The sequence below is a fragment of the Parvimonas sp. M20 genome (assembly GCF_035282425.1).
Lineage (GTDB): Bacteria > Bacillota > Clostridia > Tissierellales > Peptoniphilaceae > Parvimonas.
Genome location: NZ_JAYKBQ010000102.1, coordinates 1 through 350 on the forward strand (window position 1 = coordinate 1; position 350 = coordinate 350).

The 350-nt window shown below is 30.6% G+C and carries 1 protein-coding gene; it reads right to left on the reverse strand.

The genetic code is table 11. The features are described 5' to 3' along the window. On the reverse strand, positions 1-350 hold a 350-nt coding region (locus tag VJI93_RS09405), incomplete at both ends, for a DUF7927 domain-containing protein (protein WP_324000520.1).

A 350-nucleotide genomic window follows, 5' to 3' on the forward strand; every position in this document is an offset into this window, starting at 1 on the left:
TCTTTTAATGGTTTTGTAGAAGTTGGATTTGTTGTTTCATTTGTGTCAAATGTATTACTTCCATCTGCTACTTTTGCCTTATTTAAGATTCTTTCTCCATTTACATTGTCGTCTACTTTTACTTTAAATGTAACTTCTACTGTTTCTCCGTCTGCTACATTTTCCTTAGTCCAAGTAATTTCTCCGTCTTTATAAATTCCTTTGTTATCTGCTGAATCTTTTACATATGTTGTATGAGCTGGAATCTTATCTTTTATTACAACCTTTTGTACCTTTCCTGTTGTATTTTTGTAAGTTATTTTGTAAAGTAGTTCTTGGCCTGCTTTTACTTCATTACTATCTATACTTGT